Genomic DNA, 18,822 nt, shown 5'->3' with positions numbered 1-18,822 from the left:
ACTGCCTATTTTGGTAACCCATACAAGCATTAGCCTATGCTTTCATCCTGATAAAAATGCCTGAAACTATCGAGTTTCAGGCATTTTGAGTTTTTGGAACCTTGTAAAGTCCCCAAATGATTTATTAGTAAAGCAAATCGTAGATTTCCATTGCAATCAAGTCGATGCTATCAAATGAATAAGATTCACGTGCTTCAACGTCACGCAATGTGAAAACTGGACCATTTTCAGGATCGTTGCTAAATGATACTTCGGCAACAACCACTCCTTCACGTTCAAAATTACGTTTCAAATTACCACCATCAGCCGCCATCATTTCAAGACGGTTAATGATTCTCACCAAATGTGATTCCATGTTATTTCTCCTATTAATTGTGTATTTCCTACTTATTTTATCACACTTATGGGAAAAATGGGGGAATTTTAAATATTTTTCAAGGAATTGTACATAATGGCCTTAATAGAATGCATACGATTCTCAGCTTCTTGGAAGATGATGTCACTGTATTTTTGGAAGACTTGATCTGTAATTTCTAACTCTGCCAAACCATATTTGTCATAGATTTCTTTCCCAATTTGGGTATTGAGATCATGAAAGGCTGGGAGACAATGCATAACGATAACATCTGGATTTTCTGTCTTGGCTAGTAGGTCTGCATTAATTTGATAAGGCAAGAGTAAATCAATACGAGATTTAAAATCTACCTCTTCACCCATAGATACCCAGACATCCGTATAAAGCATATCCACTCCCTTGACCTCTGAAATATCATCTGTAAGGGTTAAGTCTGCACCATTATTATGTTTCTGAGCTAAGGCTACAATCTCATCTTCGGGTTGCAGCACCTCTGGGGCTATAATCTTGACATTAACGCCTAAAATAGCCGAAGTGACCAAAAGTGAGTTGGCCATATTATTTCTACCATCTCCAATATAGGCGATGGTCAAGTCTTCCAAACTACCGAAGTGTTCCTTCAAAGTCATGAAATCTGCAATCATTTGAGTTGGATGCCAGGTATCCGTCAAACCATTCCAGACCGGAACCCCTGAGTACTTAGCCAAATCTTCAACATCTTCTTGTTTAAAACCACGGTACTCGATTCCATCAAACATAGATCCCAGAACCTTGGCCGTATCAACTACAGATTCCTTTTTACCTAACTGAATGTCTCCAGCACCAAGGTAGGTCACATTCATACCTAGGTCCTGACCGGCCACTGTAAAAGCTGAGCGAGTTCTGGTAGATGTTTTTTCAAAAATCAAGGCAATATTTAAGCCATCTAAATATTTATGCGGAATTCTTTCCTTCTTTAACTGTTTAAATTTTATAGATAAATCAATTAACTCCTCGAGTTCTTGCTTGGTAAAGTCGATTTCTTTCAAAAAGGATTTAGCTTGTGTCATAGGTATCTCTCTTTCATTCTGAATAATATAAAAATATTATATAATATTTATACATTATAAGCAAGTGATTTTGAATTAAAATTCAATATTAGCACTCCTGCTAAGAGAGCGCCAAACCTAGATACTTTTTTCTTGCAATCTACCTCCCGCATGCTATAATGGAGTCATAGATTTGACCTTTTTTGACCAAGAATATTTTCAATAAAGGTCTTTCCCAATTCAGATAGAAAAGAGGTACTGATATGCTCTGTCAAAACTGTAACCTTAATGAAGCTAGTATTCATTTGTATACCAATGTAAATGGTAATCAGCAACAAGTTGACCTCTGTCAAAATTGTTATAAAATCATGAAATCTGACCCAGAGAACCCCCTTAATCAATTCAATCAAACTGGAGGTTCCAGCTTCTTCGATGATTTCTTCAGTGACCTAAATAACTTCCGTTCTTCTAACGGTGATCTTCCCAATACACCTCCAACACAAGAAGGTGGTAACCGAGGAAACGGTGGCAATACACAAGGGCCAGGCCGTCCAGGAGGACCACGCCAACAAGCTCCTCAACAGCCACAAGGTCTTCTTGAAGAGTTCGGCATTAACATCACTGACATCGCTCGTCGTGGAGACATCGATCCAGTCATTGGTCGTGACGAGGAAATCATTCGTGTCATCGAAATTCTTAACCGCCGTACCAAGAACAATCCCGTCCTCATCGGTGAACCCGGTGTCGGTAAGACTGCTGTCGTTGAAGGACTAGCTCAAAAAATTGTAGATGGTAGCGTTCCTCAAAAACTCCAAGGCAAACAAGTCATCCGTCTTGATGTGGTCAGCTTGGTTCAAGGGACTGGTATCCGAGGCCAATTTGAAGAACGCATGCAAAAACTCATGGAAGAAATTCGTCAACGTCAGGATGTTATCCTATTTATTGATGAAATCCATGAAATCGTAGGAGCTGGTAATGCTGGAGATGGCAATATGGATGCTGGAAACATCCTAAAACCTGCCCTTGCTCGTGGGGAACTTCAACTGGTCGGAGCAACAACACTCAACGAATACCGCATCATCGAAAAAGATGCTGCCCTTGAGCGTCGTATGCAACCAGTTAAGGTTGACGAACCAACTGTTGAGGAAACCATCACTATTTTGCGTGGGATTCAGCCTAAATATCAAGACTACCACCACGTCAAATATACGGACGAAGCGATTACTGCAGCTGCAGAATTGTCCAACCGCTACATTCAAGACCGTTTCTTACCAGACAAGGCCATCGACCTTCTTGATGAAGCTGGTTCGAAGATGAACTTGACCCTCAACTTTGTTGATCCTAAAGATATCGACAAACGTTTGATTGAGGCTGAAAACCTCAAGGCTCAAGCTACTCGTGACGAGGACTTTGAAAAGGCTGCCTATTTCCGTGACCAAATTGCCAAATACAAGGAAATGCAAAAGCAAACCATCAAAGACCAGGATATGCCTGTCATCACCGAAAAACATATCGAAGCCATTGTGGAACAAAAAACCAATATTCCTGTCGGTGATTTGAAAGAAAAAGAACAATCACAACTTCTTAGTCTTGCCGATGATCTTAAATCACATGTTATCGGACAAGATGCTGCAGTTGATAAGATTGCTAAAGCTATCCGCCGTAATCGTGTTGGATTGGGTGCTCCAAACCGCCCAATTGGTAGCTTCCTCTTCGTAGGTCCTACAGGAGTCGGTAAAACTGAGCTCTCTAAACAATTAGCCATTGAACTCTTTGGTTCAGCTGACAGTATGATTCGTTTCGACATGTCAGAATACATGGAAAAACACGCTGTTGCTAAATTGGTTGGTGCCCCTCCAGGATATGTTGGTTACGACGAAGCTGGTCAGTTGACTGAAAAAGTCCGCCGTAATCCTTATTCACTTATTCTTTTAGATGAGGTTGAAAAAGCTCACCCAGACGTTCTTCACATGTTCCTCCAAGTACTTGACGACGGTCGTTTGACTGATGGTCAAGGACGCACTGTAAGCTTCAAGGATACCATCATCATCATGACATCAAATGCTGGTACTGGTAAAGTTGAAGCTAGCGTTGGCTTTGGAGCTACTCGTGAAAATCGTACCAATTCTGTTCTTAACCAACTTGGAGATTTCTTCAGTCCTGAATTCATGAACCGCTTTGACGGTATTATCGAATTCTCTGCCCTCAGCAAAGAAAATCTCCTTACTATCGTGGACCTCATGCTTGATAATGTCAACCAACGCTTGGCTAACAACGGTATCCACCTCAGTGTAACTGAGAAAGTTAAGGAAAAATTGGTTGACCTTGGTTACGATCCTAAGATGGGTGCTCGACCACTACGTCGTACCATCCAAGATCACATTGAAGATGCTATTACCGACTTCTACCTTGAAAATCCAAACGAAAAAGATCTCAAGGCAGTCATGACTTCAAAAGGCCACATTACCATTAAGTCTGCTAAAAAAGCCGAAAAAGCTACTCAAAAAGCTGAGGCAGCAAAAGAATCTGATTAAACAAATAAACCAAGTCATTACGACTTGGTTTATTTATCTTTTCATTTCCAATTTTCAAATTTATCCCTAATTCTGCCTAAATCAATAGGAAAATGAGCAAAATTTTAGTATAATATAGGCAAATAAACGTAAGGAGCAACTCATGAATCCAACATTTGGTGACAAGGTTGAGGGAGCTCATTATCAAACACGTTACGGTGTTTATGCTGTGATTCCTAACCAAGAAAAGACAAAGATTATTTTAGTCCAGGCTCCTAACGGAGCTTGGTTTCTCCCAGGTGGAGAAATTGAAGCAGGCGAGGATCACTATAGCGCACTAGAACGCGAGTTAATTGAAGAACTTGGGTTTACAGCCACTTTAGGCCAGTACTATGGCCAGGCTGATGAATACTTCTATTCAAGCCACCGTGACACTTACTATTACAATCCAGCCTATATTTATGAAGTTGTAGATTTTTCAAAAATTGGCAAACCTCTCGAAGATTTCAATAACCTGGCCTGGTTTCCAATTGATGAAGCCATTGCTAAACTTAAACGTGGCAGCCATAAATGGGGAATCAAACAATGGAAAGCAAACAACATATCAACTGGCAAATCTTAGGAGGAAACTATGAAACTCATTAATACGACCCGTACACACCAAGAACTCGTTCAAAACCAACTAGACAACACGGATGCCTTTCTCGTAGAGACCTACTCTGCTGGGAATACTGATGTTGTCTTCACACAAGCACCTAAGCATTATGAACTCTTGATTTCAAATAAACATCGTGCTGTTAAAGACAACGAATTAGAAGTTATCCGTGAATTCTTCCTCAAACGAAAAATCGACAAAGATATCGTTTTGATGGACAAACTTAAAACAGTACACACTGACAAATTGATTGAGATTTCATTCCCAACAACTGTATAAAACAGAACAAGCAATGGCTAACACCACTGCTTGTTTTTTAGTATGTTACAAAGCTATCGAAGCTTGATCCAGAACTTCCATAACCTGACGACTATGTTCCAACTGCTGGGCAACACTGTCAAAATCCTTGGTCGCCACCATCTTTTCAAAAGCTACAAATTCATCATACATACGATGTTGTGGACTATTAAGATTGACAACTCTCACTTTCTGACCATTGAGAGTGACTCCAATTTCAGTAAGAGTGTTGGTTGCACCAAAAATAGTAATAGCTCCCTTATCCCCTTGAATAGTTGAACGAATCTCCGCACTACAGTCTTTAGCTCCAATGGCAACAGCCTTAAAGTTACCATAGTCCAAAACTAGAATTCCTGACGTATCCACTCCTCGCTCCACATTAGGTAGATATTCCACACGATTAGGCTTACCAAAAAGGCCAACAAGAAGGTGAATATTATAGATATTAAGATCTCTAAGTGCTCCCCCACCCATTTCAGGGTTGAAGACAGGAGCAATTTCCCCATGTTTGAAGGCATCGTAACGTGATGAATATTGGGAATAATTGATATTCACAATTTTAATATCCCCAATATCAGACAAGGCTTCCTTAATCGCTGTAAAATTAGCCAGATATTGATTAGTAATAGCCTCCATCAAGAGAAGCTTTTTTTCTTGAGCAAGCTTAGCTAGCTCTTCAAACTCTTCTAAATGAAGGGTGAAGGGTTTCTCACAGATAACATGCTTTCCGGCCAAAAGTGCTTTCTTAGCATAGTCATAGTGGGTATGATTAGGCGTTCCGACATAAATCGTATCAACTTCTGGATTAGACAAAATTAACTCATAATCACTAGTCGCCTGAGATAAGCCATATTGTTTAGCTAGGGCTTCTGCCTTATCGAGCGATCGTGGTGTCGATAAGATAGCTTCAAGCTCGATGCCCTCAATAGTTGTTAACACAGGAAGAACCTCTGTCACAATCATTCCTGTCCCTAATAATGCAAGTTTCATCAACTTACCTCCTTCTTCCTCTAAACTCTTTTACTATACGGCGTAATTCTATAAACAGAAGTATAATGAAAGAGGACTCAAACAGAAACCCTCTAAAATTTAAGAACGGCCAAGCAGTTTCTTAACTCCTTGAATCGCTTTATATTTAAGTGGCTGTGGATAATAACGGAAGGTTCCCATCTTGCGTACAATATAACCATTAAAGTTTTGTTTAAATCGCAAAACCCCATCTGAACCATCAAAGATCCCCATAATACCAAGGAAGTTATAGAAAGTAATCCCACGTTTAATGGCTTGGGTCATCACATACTCTTGTAAGAGTGCTGGCGCATAAAACTTATTAAACTCCGGATAAGATCCACTAAAAAGATAAACAGCTTCTTGAGGTGTATAGACAAAAAGACTGCCAGCCAAAACAATATCTTCCTGACCATATTTATCAATAAAAGCAGTCGCTTCGCCCTTTCGAACATCAAAGGTCTCAAACTGACTTGATAACTCTCTTAATTGGTTTTGTTTTTTCTCAGATTTTGGGTTAGCCTCTAAATCAGCCTGTAATTTGACAATTCTAGCTCCCAACTTCGCTTGATCACTTTCCAAATGGTCATAGTAATCCTGAAAATTCAAGGTAGCCACCATAAAATCAGCATTGTCACCAAAAGCATCATAAAAATCTTGGTAATAATCTAGGGACTTGTCACTATACTCACGACGATCAGAGGTCGCTGAAGTAATTTCTTTAAAAATAGATAACTCATCACGTTTCAGTTTTTTCAGCTTAATCCCAAAGGTTTTGGCTTTTTTAACCAGAGGTTTCCCTTTTTTACTGAAAGACTTGATAAGATCTTTTTCTTCAATCCCAGATAAATCCTTCACATAGTGCCAGTCAGGCTCACCACCAGGATAACCTGTCTGTAAACCATCAAAGCTATAGCCTAAATCTGTCAATTGACTAATCAATTGCTTCTGCTCTTCACCAGTTGGTTCACCATTACTATCAAAAATTTGATAAGTATCATAAGGTTTGATCAACAGCTCAAGAGCACCATTTGCCTTAGCATAGTCCTTCAAACCTTGATAAAAGTCACTCAGATGAGCTGTATTTGAGTGAATCGGTCCACAATTCACCTCCATACGAAGCCCACCAGTCATAGGCATGCTGTAGACAATTGCTGAGACTTCTAGTTTATTTCCTTCTTTCCAAGCGACATAGCTAATGCTAAATCCACGTTTTTCAAGAAGCTTAGCCATTTCCTCCGTTTGCATAAAAGAACGCTCAGAAACCTGTTGAGCATGTGTGTTAAATTCTTCTTTAGTTACTTGAATGAAGCTCATTTTTTTCCTTCCTAAAATGGATAAAGTAAATGACGAGTGAGATAAAGAGCAAGATGGCAAGTACTGCCACTAATGGTATTCGAATCGGACGGATATTAAGCAACAAATCTCCACTAACTGCATAAACAATCGAGACTGGCGTCACTCCAATAAGGGTTGCCAAAATCCTCGTCCTTGTGGGTAAATTCATCTGAACACAAGCATAATTGACCAGTGCTGATGGTATAAAAGGAATAGAGAAGGCTAAAGAAATCCCAATAAAACGATGCTTAAAGTTTTCAATATAGTTTAGGAGTTTCTCCATTCGTTTGGACTTCTCTGGCTTTTCAAGTCTTCTCAGAATTTCAGAACTAGTCAAATTTCCAAAAGTATTACCAATAATATTCATCGGAATCGCAAGCATAGGGCCATAGAGTAGCCCAACAAAAATACAAAAAATAGAACTTGAAACTCCAGGAATAGCTGATGACAGAATCATAAGACTAATAAGGATAAGTGCATTTTGGAAATTAGCCTGCTTAAAAACTTCTCTTAAAAAGGCTTGATCATGCTTAGCGTTGATCCATTCCTTGATTAAGGGGATGAAGTTATTTAAAAGAGGCCATAAGAACACCAGTATTAAACCTGCTATCCCTATAAAAAATAGTCTTTTTTTGTCATTACATCTCCACAATTTTAATTACTCCTTTTATTATAACAAAAAAATGCCTTCATTGATTTAGAAAGGCATTTTTTACTGTGATTACTTGTTAATCAAATTTGCTTGTGACTTGTTTTCCAAGGCACCATTTTTAAAGTTAAGGGTAAGGCTACCTGTTTCACCCTTCTTAGCGACAAGGTTTGATGACCAAAGAGCCTGTGTCATTGTTGCATCTGAAGAGACAGCGATTGAATAAACATCCGGTGTGCCAAGCGTTTTGACAGCATCATCATAGCTAGTTCCATTTTTGAGGTTTTCATACATCTTCAGTGTGATTTTGGGATCACGGACGTAAGAAAAGTTTGAAATTGACTTAACGACAGTACTATTGTTAAAGAGCTTCGCTGTAACCACAACATTGTCATACTGCCAATTATAAACATCAAGCTTAGCATCTCCTGCTTGCTCTTGACCAGTTGATGAGGGTTCACCAAACCAGCCCTTCAAGCTATCAAGATTTGAGCCTCCTGAGAATTCTTGAGAAGCATTTGCCATGGTGATTTTATCGAAGTTCTGACGAACACTTCCATGCTTAACAGTTAAAATCTTTGAAGCCTCATTATCCAGAGATCCCTTCGTCTCAGTTTTAGACGAAGATTTTCCACAAGCAGCTAGAGTAAAAAGTGAGAGACCTAAAACGGTCAAAGACAAAAGTTTTTTCATAATAAATTCCTATATACACAAATAAAAGGCTGACGCCTCAAGTATTTATGGAGCCGGTGGGAGTCGAACCCACGTCCAAACACCTGCCAACATATTCGTCTACAACCATAGGTTATGTCTTTCATTTAACAGATAGACGACACATAACTCAAGCCTTCTATCTGCGAGCCTATAAATCTCTTTTCAACCAGCTAGGCAATGGTCAAACGTAGCTTATAAATCAATAAAACCTCTAAACAAACATAAGCAATCTGCTAGAAGTCACGCGAGCAGGTGTTTAGGCTGCTACAGCGTAAGAATTAGTATTTTTTGCAGTTATATTTAACTGAGCGTTTACGTCGCCACACGAGTCGCAGAATATGCCTCATAATGCCTGTCGAATCCGTAACGACCCCAATATGAGATACTGAGTATTATAGCAAATTTTTTAATAAATTGCAAAAGATTAGCCAAGCTGTCTCCCCAATAAATCCACCATAGAGACGCTAATACAGTAGTCAACTTTGATTTTAGGATAAGCTAGTAGCCATTCATCTGTATGTTTGCCTTTTTCCTTTCAACACTAAAAGATTTTACATAATAATTTCACTAAAACTTAGCAACTAAAAAAACGTTGAGCGAACAAATCTTTCAACGTTTTTCTTTTTGCACCCTAAGGGAATCGAACCCCTATCTCAAGAACCGGAATCTTACGTGATATCCATTACACTAAGGGTGCTAACAGTATACTATTATAGCATACTCTAAAATAGAAAAAAAGACATGTTTCCATGCCTCTTTTTTATCTTACAATTCGATATCTCCGAAAAGATCCGCCATTGAGAATCCAGATTGAGTTTCTGGAAGTTCGTAGTCACGTTTTTCTTGACGTTTTGGACGACGTGGACGTGATTGTCGTTTTTCGTTGTTTTCGCCTTCAGCGTTAGCTGGACGTTCTTCAAGAGCTTTGATAGAAAGTGATACACGTTCTGCATCAGCGTTTACTTCAAGAACTTTAACAGTAACGTCTTGACCTACTGAAAGAACATCTTTTGGATTTTCAACACGTTTGTGTGAAATTTGAGAGATGTGAACAAGTCCATCGATACCTGGCAATACTTCAACGAAAGCACCGAAGTCAGTCAAGCGTTTAACTTTACCTTCGATAACATCACCAGCAGCAAGTTTTTGTTCAACGCCATCCCATGGTCCAGGTGTTGTTGCTTTAAGTGAAAGTGATACACGTCCTGCTTCTTCGTCGATAGCAAGAACTTTAACTTCAACTTCATCACCTACAGATACAACTGATTTAGGTGAAACGTTACGTTCGTGAGACAATTCAGTCACGTGAACAAGTCCGTCAACACCACCAAGGTCGATGAAAGCACCGAAGCTTGTCAAACGAGCAACTTTACCAGTTACGATTGAACCAACTTCAAGTTTAGAGAAGACTTCTTTACGAGCTTCTGCAGCTTCAGCTTCAACAACTTCACGACGTGAAAGGATGAAACGGTTTTCAGCTGGATCAACTTCTTTAATTTTAGCGTCAAATTCTTGACCTACAAATTGTTCAGTGTTACGAACAAAACGAGTATCGATCATTGAAGCTGGAATAAATCCACGAAGACCTTCAAATTCAACTGAAAGTCCGCCTTTAACAGCGCGTGTTCCTTTAACAGTAACAACTTCTTCTTCACGACCAACAAGTTTATCCCAAGCTTTGCGAGCTTCCAAGCGTTTTTTAGATACAAGGTAAGTTACAGTATCAGTATCTTTACCAACAACTTGACGAAGAACAAGCACTTCAAGTGTTTCACCAACTTTAACAAGGTCTGCAACGTTTGCGTCACGGTCGTTTGTCAATTCACGACGTGTCAAAACACCTTCGATACCAGTTCCTTCGATAACAACATTTGCTTGATCATTATCTACTGAGATAACTTCAGCTGTTACAACGTCACCTGTGTTAACTTCGCTAACACTGTTTAGCAATTCTTCAAATTCGTTCATTCTAAAAAAATCCTCCAACAAGAGCCAGCCAATTCTGACCCTTGATAACAATATATTTTTCAAGGTACCCGCAAAGACAATTATTAACATAGACGGTGCCAATGCACCCGATACCTTTGACTGGGGTAGCTGGATTCGAACCAACGCATGAGGGAGTCAAAGTCCCTTGCCTTACCGCTTGGCTATACCCCAATAGCAAAATGCTATAAAAAAACATCTAAGCACTTGATATCGACTATCCCGATTCAGTTTCTTAGACATGGAGAGAGAGGGATTCGAACCCCCGAACCCGAAGGAGCGGATTTACAGTCCGCCGCGTTTAGCCTCTTCGCTATCTCTCCTTAAGAACAAGAAATAGTATAACACAGTTTCTTGACCAAAGCAAGCCTTTACTTTGGATTTTAATGATTAAGATTGTAGGCTTCGATAATGGCAGCTATTGCATCATCCATTTTCTTGTGGAAACCTGCTACGTTTTCTTTATCAACAACGGCAAACTTCCCATCGATTTCTACAATTTGTCCGATGACTTTCTTACCAACAAGAAGCTCAAAACCTTCAATGGTTGCTTTGTTTACAATGACTTTGGCATCTTTGATTTGGATTTCAATTTTTTTGTCTTTTTTACTCATAGATTTATACCCGATACCTAAATCGAGCCATCCTTTCTTAGTGTATGTTCTTAATTTTACCGAAAAAGAAAAAAGCTTGCAAGAGCAAGCTTTAAAATAATCATATATTTACTTGGAATTAGTCAACTTTAACAATCCATCCTTCAGGGGCTTCAACGTCACCAAATTGGATACCTGTCAACTCATCATATAGTTTACGTGTTACAGGTCCGACTTCTGTTTCTGAATAGAAGACATGGAAGTTGTCTCCATGTTGTACCCCACCAATTGGTGAGATAACAGCAGCTGTACCACAGGCACCTGCTTCAACAAATTTATCCAACTCAGCAATCTTAACATCGCCTTGAATAGCTTTCATACCAAAACGATTTTCAGCCAAGTAAAGCAATGAAAACTTGGTGATAGATGGCAAGATAGATGGGCTGAGTGGCGTAACAAATTCGTTATCAGCTGTGATACCAAAGAAGTTAGCTGAACCGACCTCTTCAATCTTAGTGTGGGTTGCTGGGTCAAGGTAGATAACATCAGAGAAATTACGATCATGGGCAATTTTACCTGGCAACATACTTGCCGCGTAGTTACCACCAACCTTAGCAGCACCTGTACCATGTGGTGCAGCACGGTCGTATTCGTCCTGGATAAGGAAGTTTGTTGGAGCCAATCCGCCTTTGAAGTAGTTCCCTACTGGCATAGCAAAAATTGTAAAGATATACTCATCTGCCGGGTGAACACCAATAATGTCACCAACCCCAATCAAGAGTGGACGGAGATAAAGTGTAGCACCTGTACCATATGGTGGAACGTATTCTTCATTGGCACGGACAACTTGTTTACATGCATCTACAAATTTGTCAACAGAAACTTGTGGCATCAAAAGACGATCAGCAGTACGTTGCAAACGTTTGGCATTTTCATCTGGACGGAACAATTGAATAGAGCCATCTTTAGTACGGTAAGCCTTGAGTCCTTCAAAAGCTTCTTGACCATAGTGAAGGGCTGGAGATGCTTCTGAAATATGCAAAGTTGCATCCTCAGTCAATTGCCCCTCGTCCCATTTGCCGTCTTTGAAATATGAGATATAACGGAATGGAAGTTTACGGTAATTAAATCCTAGATTTTCCCAGTCTAAATCAACTGTCATGTGTATGTCCTCTTTTCTGTTACTATGTGCTTTCTAGTATAGTCCTTTTCATTGAAAATTTCAAGGTTGTGTTGCAAAATTCTGACAATTCTTTTATAAGAGTTATTTGGGCAGCCAAAGAAAAAACTCTGTCCTCTAGTAAGAGAACAAAGCTTTCTTAACTCTATTTTTCAAGAATCTTAGCTGAGAAGACTTCCTTGTCTGCTAGTCCTTCAATGAAACTTCCGTTGCTAGTACGCTCTGAAAGATTAAGAAGTGATAAATCAACCTCTGCAGTTTCACCTGTTGTAGCTGTTACATACAGGGTCTGAGGAGTCTCTTCTACAGGTGTCGCTAGAAGATCTATCTCAGCTCCAGCATTTTCTGTAAAGACTGGACCAGCTGTGAAGACACGGTGAGGCTTAGTCTTAAGCTCACGAAGAACCTGGAGACCTCGACCAGCTCGCTTAGCCTGTGGAATGTCAGATGTCGCCACACGTTTGAGACTAGCTCGTTGTGTAAGCAAGTAGAAACTTTGCGTATTTGCCACAAAAACAGCCTGAACCTTATCGTCATCCTTAAGATTGATTGCCTTAACACCTGCTGCCTTAGCACCAACCACTGGAACTTCATCCGCATTGAAACGAAGGGCATATCCTTTTTGAGTGATAATCATGATATCATCCAATTGAATTGGAGTAACTGTGACAATTAAATCACTTTCATCCTTGAGTTTACCATATTTAACTGACTTAGACTTGTAGGTACGCCATGGCGTAAATTCCTTACGTTCGAAGCGTTTAATTTGACCAAGCTTAGTAGCTACTAGGTAAGTACCAGCATCAAAATCATCCAGAATTTCAGCGTAAAGCACTTCTTCATCCTTCGATAAATTGGTGATGGTTTGTGATAAATGCTCCCCCAGATCCTTCCAACGAATGTCTGGTAATTCGTGAATTGGGCGATAAATCACATTGGCCTGATTGGTAAAAATCAAGAGATGTTGTGTTGTCTTAGCCTGCTGAACCAGAATCAAGTCATCATCATCACGTTTTCCAACTTCTTCAATCGTTGAAGCATTGAAAGAACGTGGACTAGTACGTTTGACATAACCACCGCGAGTGATACTGACATAGGTTTCTTCTTCAACAATCAAACTTGCAGTATCAATTTCAATAGTCTTGGTTTCTGCTTGCAACTCTGAACGACGATCATTACCAAACTTTTTCTTGATATCACGGAGTTCACGCTTCATGACATTAAACATGGTGCGCTCATCACCAATGATGGCAGCCAAGGTCGCAATTTGCTCACGCAAATCGGCTTCCTCATTTTGGAGAGTGACGATATCCGTATTTGTTAAACGATAAAGTTGCAAAGTCACGATAGCTTCAGCTTGTTCTTCTGAAAAATCATAGCTGACTTTAAGATTTTCCTTGGCATCAGCCTTATTTTCAGAGGCTCGGATAAGGGCAATAACCTCATCCAAAATAGAGATAACACGAATCAGCCCTTCAACAATATGAAGACGTTTTTCAGCTTTTTCCTTGTCAAATTTTGAACGCGCAACGATAATATCGCGACGGTGGGCAATGTAGCTAGACAAAATCTTTTGCAAGCCCACCTGACGTGGGGTGAAATTATCAATAGCTACCATGTTGAAATTATAGTTGACCTGAAGATCCGTATATTTCAAAAGATAGTTAAGAATGGTTTGGCTGTCAGCGTCCTTCTTAAGTTCGATAGCAATACGCAACCCTGTACGGTCAGACTCGTCACGAACTTCTGCAATGCCTGGAACCTTGTTATTGACTCGAACATCATCGATTTTTTTAACAAGAACTGCCTTATTGACATCGTAAGGAATCTCAGTAACGATGATTTGTTCCTTGCCACCTTTGAGTTGCTCAATTTCAGTACGTGAGCGCACAACTACTCGGCCCTTACCAGTTTCGTAAGCTTTACGAATCTCATCTTTACCCTGAATAATAGCACCTGTTGGGAAATCAGGTCCTGGCAAGAATTCCATCAACTTTTCCAGTTTAGCAGATGGGTGGTCAATCATATAGACAACGGCATCGATGACTTCTGACAGATTATGCGGTGGAATGTCTGTAGCGTAACCAGCAGAAATCCCTGTAGCACCATTTACCAAAAGGTTTGGAAAGGCTGCAGGTAAAACGGTTGGTTCCTTCTCTGTATCATCAAAGTTCCAAGCCCAAGGAACAGTGTTTTTATCAATATCTTGAAGAAGGTAGCCAGCAATCTCTGACAAGCGTGCCTCGGTATAACGCATAGCCGCTGGTGGATCACCGTCCATAGAACCATTGTTACCGTGCATCTCAACTAGAATTTCACGATTCTTCCAGTCCTGGGACATACGCACCATGGCATCATAAATAGAGCTATCACCATGTGGGTGGAAATTACCCATGATGTTACCAACAGACTTGGCCGATTTACGATAGCCCTTATCATGGGTATTGCCATCCTTATTCATGGAATAAAGAATACGACGTTGAACAGGTTTCAAGCCATCCCGAATATCAGGAAGGGCCCGTTCTTGAATAATGTATTTGGAGTAGCGACCAAAGCGCTCTCCCATGATGTCCTCCAGGGACATGATTTGAATATTACTCATATAGGATACAAAGCCCGTAAAATACAAAGTGAAAATAGGAAATTCTTGCAGTGAGCGATGCTCACAAGAGAATTTATCTTTTTCACACAGTATTTAGGGCGTGTTCAACTCCTTTCAAAAAATGTAGAGTAGAATTTTTTAGGAAAAAGAATTCAGTTACTACAAGTAACTAAACGATCCTTTCTGTAGTTCAAAGTTAAAATAGATGATTGAATCAATGATTCAACAGTTTCGCCTCAGCATAAGCCATCATCTTCTTAGCCTCTTTGTGATTGTAGGCAAATCCCATCTTTTGGGCTAGGATTTGAGCTTCCCGATCAAAAACATTCATGGTAGCAAACAAAGACTGACTGATTTTCTCTATACTGGATAGATCAAGAAGTGCGGAGAACAACTTTTCCTTCTCAGCAGGCAAAAAGTGAAAGAGGTGCTTGTAGTTCTTTCCGATGTCAACTATTCCCTTATCACTTGCTACCTGCCAAGCTAAGACCTTGAGGAGTTCTTGCTGACAAATGCCATAGAGGTGATCAGTCGCATAAATAAGCTGATTTCTTCGAATAGCTTTTACCACATAAGCCGATACCCACCAAAATTCATTGCAAGTAGCTGCAAACTCCTCTTCAGTAGGCAGACAGGTCCAGTAACGTTTTGGGCTTGGCAAATACGATTCAAACAAACCTTTGTCATCTTTTATAACTTCAAAATTTGCTTCGCTGTCTACCCACTCTTGGATATACTCCTTAGGACAGAGGGTCAAATCAATGCGATTCCCATCTTCAAAAAGCATGAGATAAAGATGACGGTGGTCTACTACGTTATATTGTGAAATCAGGCGATTTCCAAACTGGTTTAGCCAAGATAAATCTGAAATCAGGTCTTCCAGATCATCAACTATATAGACCACATCGTAATCTTGAAACTCATCTTTTACGGACTGAGGATTCGTTCGGGATCCGGATAAAGCAATTGCTTCTACTTTCAGAGTATCAGCTATCTGCAAGATCAGAGTCATTATTTCTGTATCAGTTCTCATGTCGATTCCTTAACATTTCTACATTACGGCTTATTTATTTTATAGTAGAAAGTAATTAAAATACCGTATTTTCTTCCAAGGTAAATTTAACGTTATCTTCAATCCATTGACGGCGTGGTGCCGCCTTATCTCCCATAAGAACTGAGACACGACGTTCGGCACGCGCTAGGTCGTCAATAGTCACTCGGATAAGCGTTCTGGTCTCTGGATCCATAGTTGTTTCCCAAAGCTGGTCAGCATTCATCTCACCAAGCCCCTTGTAACGTTGGAGAATAGCTCCACGACCAAATTTTTGACGAAGTTCTTCAAGTTCCCCATCCGTCCAAGCATATTCGACAACTTCCTTCTTACCTTTCCCTTTGGACATCTTGTAAAGAGGAGGCAGAGCGATATAAACGTGTCCTGCTTCCACTAGTGGACGCATATAACGATAGAAGAAAGTAAGAAGCAAGGTCTGGATGTGAGCTCCATCGGTATCGGCATCGGTCATGATGATAATCTTGTCGTAGTTAATATCGTCAAGGTTAAAATCAGCTCCAACCCCTGCACCGATAGTATAAATCATGGTATTGATTTCTTCGTTTTTGAGAATGTCTGCCATTTTGGATTTCTCAGTGTTGAGGACCTTACCTCGAAGAGGAAGGATAGCCTGGAATTTACGATCACGGCCTTGTTTGGCTGATCCACCGGCAGAATCCCCTTCGACCAGATAAAGCTCATTTTTCTTTGCATTTTTAGACTGGGCTGGCGTCAATTTTCCTGACAAGAGCCCCTTGTCTTTTTTATTTTTCTTACCATTTCGGCTGGCATCACGTGCTTTTCTAGCAGCTTCACGGGCATCACGGGCCTTGATAGCCTTACGCACCAAGTTAGAAGCCAGATCTCCATTTTCCATAAGGAAATAAGTCAAGTGCTCTGAAACAATACTATCGACAATGGGACGAGCTAAAGGAGATCCAAGTTTGTCCTTGGTTTGGCCCTCAAACTGAAGGTGTTCCTCAGGAACCAAGAGCGAGATAACTGCTGATAAGCCTTCACGATAATCTGACCCCTCAAGGTTCTTATCCTTCTCTTTGAGAAGACCTGTTTTACGAGCATAGTCGTTAAGAGCCTTGGTAATGGCAGATTTGAAGCCCGTTTCGTGGGTACCTCCGTCCTTAGTACGGACATTATTAACAAAGGAAAGGATATTGTCAGAGTAACCGTCATTATACTGAAGGGCTAATTCCAAGTGGAAATCCTGCTGGTCCCCATCAATATAGATGACTGGTGTCAGTGTTTCCTTGTCCTCATTCAAGTATGATACAAAGTCTTGAACCCCATTTTCATAGTGGAATTCTTCCCAAACTTCTTCTTCGCCACGCAAGTCTGTCAATGTCATAGTGACATTCTTAAGAAGGAAGGCTGATTCTTTGAGACGTTCTGAAATGGTGTTAAATTTGAAGTCAGTCGTTGAAAAGATACTAGCATCAGGCATAAAGGTAACTTTTGTACCTGTCTTAGATTTAGGTGCCTTGCCGATTTTTTCAAGTCCTGTTACAGGGTGACCCCCATTTTCAAAACGCTGACGATAAACACTACCGTCACGGGTAATTTCTACCTCAAGCCAGCTAGATAGCGCATTAACAACTGAAGAACCCACACCGTGAAGACCACCAGAAGTCTTATAACCACCCTGTCCAAATTTACCACCCGCGTGGAGAACAGTGAAAATAACTTCAACTGTTGGTTTACCCATGGCATGCATACCTGTCGGCATTCCACGTCCAGAGTCAGAAACAGAAACGGAACCATCCTTATTTAGAGTGACAGCGATGACATCACCAAAACCAGAAAGAGCTTCATCGACCGCATTGTCGACAATCTCCCAAACTAGGTGGTGAAGGCCTGTTCCATCCGTTGAGCCAATGTACATTCCTGGGCGCTTGCGAACCGCATCCAACCCTTCTAGTACCTGAATGGCATCATCATTATAATTATTTACATTTATTTCTTTTTTAGCCAAGAGTGACCTCCAAAATTTTCATCCTTTTTATTTTATAAGTTTTCAGAAGAATTTGCAAAGGAAATCAAGAAAGCTCATAGGATATCTTTATGCTGACGAGCTTTGTCAATTACTAGGCTGTATGCTATAATTATCTCATGAAAATCTTATTGTTAATCCTTATCGCCTACTTATTGGGTTCCATTCAGACTGGTCTCTGGATTGGAAAAGTTTTCTTTCATACTAATCTTCGGGAGCACGGATCTGGAAATACTGGAACGACCAACACCTTCCGTGTCCTTGGTAAGACTGCTGGAACAATTACTTTCTTGGTAGACATGTTCAAGGGGACCTTAGCAGTTCTCTTACCTATTTGGCTGGGTGTCACGGAAGTATCACCCCTAGTCATTGGTTTCTTTGCCATTATCGGGCATGTTTTCCCAATATTTGCGGGATTTAAGGGGGGAAAAGCCGTTGCGACAAGTGCCGGGGTGCTTCTTGGTTTTGCCCCCCTCTACTGCGTCTTCCTGCTCATGGTCTTTGTTTTAACTCTCTATCTGACCAGTATGATTTCATTTTCAAGTGTCACTACCGCAGTTATTGGACTTATTACCATAGCTGTTTTTCCAGCTATCCACTTCTTGCTAGATGGCTATGACCTTATTTTCACTGGCGTCCTTACCATCATGGCTTTGATTATTATCTTCCGTCACACTGAAAATATAGCTCGTATCCGTAATCATCAAGAAAACTTGGTACCCTTTGGACTTAATTTAACGAAACAAAATCCAAAGAAATAAATCATTAATGACTATTGACCACTAGCCAAGCTAGTGGTTTTCTTGTTCGGCTAACCAACTGACAGACCCAAGACAAATAATAAAGAT

General features: G+C 40.3%; 15 protein-coding genes, 3 tRNA genes, 1 other RNA gene and 1 pseudogene. 4 read left to right on the top strand and 16 right to left on the bottom strand.

All coding sequences use genetic code 11. The features are described from left to right. Positions 1 to 124 precede the first annotated feature (124 nt). Both ACYVQ1_RS01200 and argF read right to left on the bottom strand, forming a co-directional pair. On the bottom strand, positions 125 to 355 hold the full coding sequence (locus ACYVQ1_RS01200) for a DUF1797 family protein (protein WP_002885970.1): 231 nt from the start codon (positions 353 to 355) through the stop codon (positions 125 to 127). Between the two features lie 68 nt (positions 356 to 423). After that, on the bottom strand, positions 424 to 1,404 hold the full coding sequence (argF, locus tag ACYVQ1_RS01195) for an ornithine carbamoyltransferase (protein WP_461249554.1): 981 nt from the start codon (positions 1,402 to 1,404) through the stop codon (positions 424 to 426). A 242-nt stretch (positions 1,405 to 1,646) separates the two neighbouring features. On the opposite strand from argF, the gene ACYVQ1_RS01190 reads away from it, so the two are divergent. The 3 genes from ACYVQ1_RS01190 to ACYVQ1_RS01180 all read left to right on the top strand — a co-directional run bounded on the left by ACYVQ1_RS01190 (position 1,647) and on the right by ACYVQ1_RS01180 (position 4,830). Continuing rightward, positions 1,647 to 3,917, top strand: a complete 2,271-nt coding sequence (locus ACYVQ1_RS01190; protein ID WP_454380841.1) for an ATP-dependent Clp protease ATP-binding subunit — start codon at positions 1,647 to 1,649, stop codon at positions 3,915 to 3,917. A 142-nt stretch (positions 3,918 to 4,059) separates the two neighbouring features. Further along, positions 4,060 to 4,518, top strand: coding sequence for an NUDIX hydrolase (locus ACYVQ1_RS01185; RefSeq protein ID WP_461249553.1), 459 nt, complete (start codon positions 4,060 to 4,062; stop codon positions 4,516 to 4,518). Positions 4,519 to 4,527: 9 nt separating this feature from the next. Beyond that, positions 4,528 to 4,830, top strand: a complete 303-nt coding sequence (locus ACYVQ1_RS01180; protein WP_073687522.1) for a DUF1827 family protein — start codon at positions 4,528 to 4,530, stop codon at positions 4,828 to 4,830. 45 nt (positions 4,831 to 4,875) lie between these two features. Here ACYVQ1_RS01180 and ACYVQ1_RS01175 read toward each other — a convergent pair whose 3' ends face one another. From ACYVQ1_RS01175 to parE, 14 genes and pseudogenes are all read right to left on the bottom strand, one after another. Beyond that, positions 4,876 to 5,838, bottom strand: coding sequence for a Gfo/Idh/MocA family protein (locus ACYVQ1_RS01175; RefSeq protein ID WP_461249552.1), 963 nt, complete (start codon positions 5,836 to 5,838; stop codon positions 4,876 to 4,878). A gap of 99 nt (positions 5,839 to 5,937) precedes the next feature. Next, positions 5,938 to 7,173, bottom strand: coding sequence for an aminoacyltransferase (locus tag ACYVQ1_RS01170; RefSeq protein ID WP_198463285.1), 1,236 nt, complete (start codon positions 7,171 to 7,173; stop codon positions 5,938 to 5,940). Next, on the bottom strand, positions 7,151 to 7,846 hold the full coding sequence (locus ACYVQ1_RS01165; RefSeq protein WP_461249551.1) for a TVP38/TMEM64 family protein: 696 nt from the start codon (positions 7,844 to 7,846) through the stop codon (positions 7,151 to 7,153). The genes ACYVQ1_RS01170 and ACYVQ1_RS01165 overlap by 23 nt, the downstream gene beginning before the upstream one ends. 69 nt (positions 7,847 to 7,915) lie before the next feature. Beyond that, complete coding sequence (locus ACYVQ1_RS01160; RefSeq protein WP_461249550.1) at positions 7,916 to 8,536, bottom strand: DUF3862 domain-containing protein; 621 nt, start codon at positions 8,534 to 8,536, stop codon at positions 7,916 to 7,918. A 45-nt stretch (positions 8,537 to 8,581) separates the two neighbouring features. Beyond that, positions 8,582 to 8,931: a transfer-messenger RNA gene (ssrA, locus tag ACYVQ1_RS01155) on the bottom strand. Between the two features lie 251 nt (positions 8,932 to 9,182). Continuing rightward, positions 9,183 to 9,254, bottom strand: a tRNA-Arg gene (locus ACYVQ1_RS01150). Positions 9,255 to 9,322: 68 nt separating this feature from the next. Next, entirely contained in the window at positions 9,323 to 10,525 is a 1,203-nt protein-coding gene (gene rpsA / locus ACYVQ1_RS01145; RefSeq protein ID WP_003094841.1) for a 30S ribosomal protein S1, read from the bottom strand. 120 nt (positions 10,526 to 10,645) lie between these two features. After that, positions 10,646 to 10,717 (bottom strand) — tRNA-Gln (locus ACYVQ1_RS01140). Positions 10,718 to 10,785: 68 nt separating this feature from the next. Next, positions 10,786 to 10,866 (bottom strand) — tRNA-Tyr (locus ACYVQ1_RS01135). A gap of 60 nt (positions 10,867 to 10,926) precedes the next feature. Further along, positions 10,927 to 11,157 (bottom strand): DUF2969 domain-containing protein, encoded by a 231-nt coding sequence (locus tag ACYVQ1_RS01130; RefSeq protein ID WP_002950172.1) that lies wholly within the window; start codon positions 11,155 to 11,157, stop codon positions 10,927 to 10,929. 118 nt (positions 11,158 to 11,275) lie between these two features. Next, positions 11,276 to 12,307: pseudogene (locus tag ACYVQ1_RS01125) on the bottom strand (branched-chain amino acid aminotransferase); the annotation flags it as partial. Positions 12,308 to 12,461: 154 nt separating this feature from the next. Next, entirely contained in the window at positions 12,462 to 14,918 is a 2,457-nt protein-coding gene (gene parC, locus ACYVQ1_RS01120; RefSeq protein ID WP_461249549.1) for a DNA topoisomerase IV subunit A, read from the bottom strand. A 214-nt stretch (positions 14,919 to 15,132) separates the two neighbouring features. Further along, complete coding sequence (locus ACYVQ1_RS01115; RefSeq protein ID WP_461249548.1) at positions 15,133 to 15,951, bottom strand: aminoglycoside 6-adenylyltransferase; 819 nt, start codon at positions 15,949 to 15,951, stop codon at positions 15,133 to 15,135. 55 nt (positions 15,952 to 16,006) lie between these two features. Beyond that, positions 16,007 to 17,956, bottom strand: a complete 1,950-nt coding sequence (gene parE, locus ACYVQ1_RS01110) for a DNA topoisomerase IV subunit B (protein ID WP_461249547.1) — start codon at positions 17,954 to 17,956, stop codon at positions 16,007 to 16,009. Between the two features lie 137 nt (positions 17,957 to 18,093). Here parE and plsY point away from each other — a divergent pair, with 137 nt between their 5' ends. Next, positions 18,094 to 18,735, top strand: a complete 642-nt coding sequence (gene plsY, locus ACYVQ1_RS01105) for a glycerol-3-phosphate 1-O-acyltransferase PlsY (protein WP_461249546.1) — start codon at positions 18,094 to 18,096, stop codon at positions 18,733 to 18,735. Positions 18,736 to 18,822: the final 87 nt, after the last annotated feature.

It is taken from the genome of Streptococcus parasalivarius (assembly GCF_054785155.1).
Note: the sequence above shows the minus strand (reverse complement) of the source record. Positions and strands in the feature narration are given on the sequence as shown.